The 693-nt window shown below is 36.4% G+C and carries 1 pseudogene; it reads right to left on the bottom strand.

The annotated features are described in order from the left end of the window. Window positions 1–484, bottom strand: a pseudogene (locus AC1RFD_RS22410) (DUF4822 domain-containing protein); the annotation flags it as partial. Window positions 485–693: the final 209 nt, after the last annotated feature.

Here is a 693-nt window from a genome sequence, read left to right as displayed (position 1 = left end):
CTGTTCCATGCCATAGTGTATCAGCGAGAATTTTATCTCCGTCAACGTCTGTAACAATTTGACCTGTAGAAGCATCTAACGTTTTATCGGAATCAGTAAATGCCAGTTCTTTTTCTTTATATGGAATATGTTCCACGAATATTTCTACATCATTGCCCGCAGCATCTTTACCCATTCTCTTATAAGTAAAGATACTATCGTTTAGCTCAGTGATCTCGACAACTGCTTGGTAGTTTTTTGATTCGGAAATTAATATTCTTTGTTTCCCATCATTTGTGATAAAGAATGTCCCTTTATCCTCACGGCTTTTACCTGTAGCCGCGTCAAAGAATTCATAATGACCTGTCTGGGCATCATATTTTGCTAAGCCAATGAAGTTTGCGTTCTCCGCCGTTAAATCTTTGTGATCTTGATCATAAACCTTTGTACCTTGCCAATTTGTACCACTTAGAACATTAGCCATTTCTTGTCCCTTTGTTAATTGCTCTTTGGCAGTATTTTCTGTTACAGTACTTTCTGTTTTAACTTCCTCACTACTTGTCTTATTGCCTTTTGCAGGCTCCTTATCTTGACACGCTGCCAGTAATGCAATAGCTGCAACAGATACTATTAATAATTTTTTCATACCTACTTACCTCCATCGGTTAGTTTATATTTTGAATTACATCAAACCCATAATGACAATTTTTAAAA

This window comes from Lysinibacillus sp. GW823-FHT02G10, assembly GCF_058797135.1.
The sequence above is the reverse complement of the archived record's forward strand: the minus strand, read 5'-3'. Positions and strand labels throughout refer to the sequence as shown.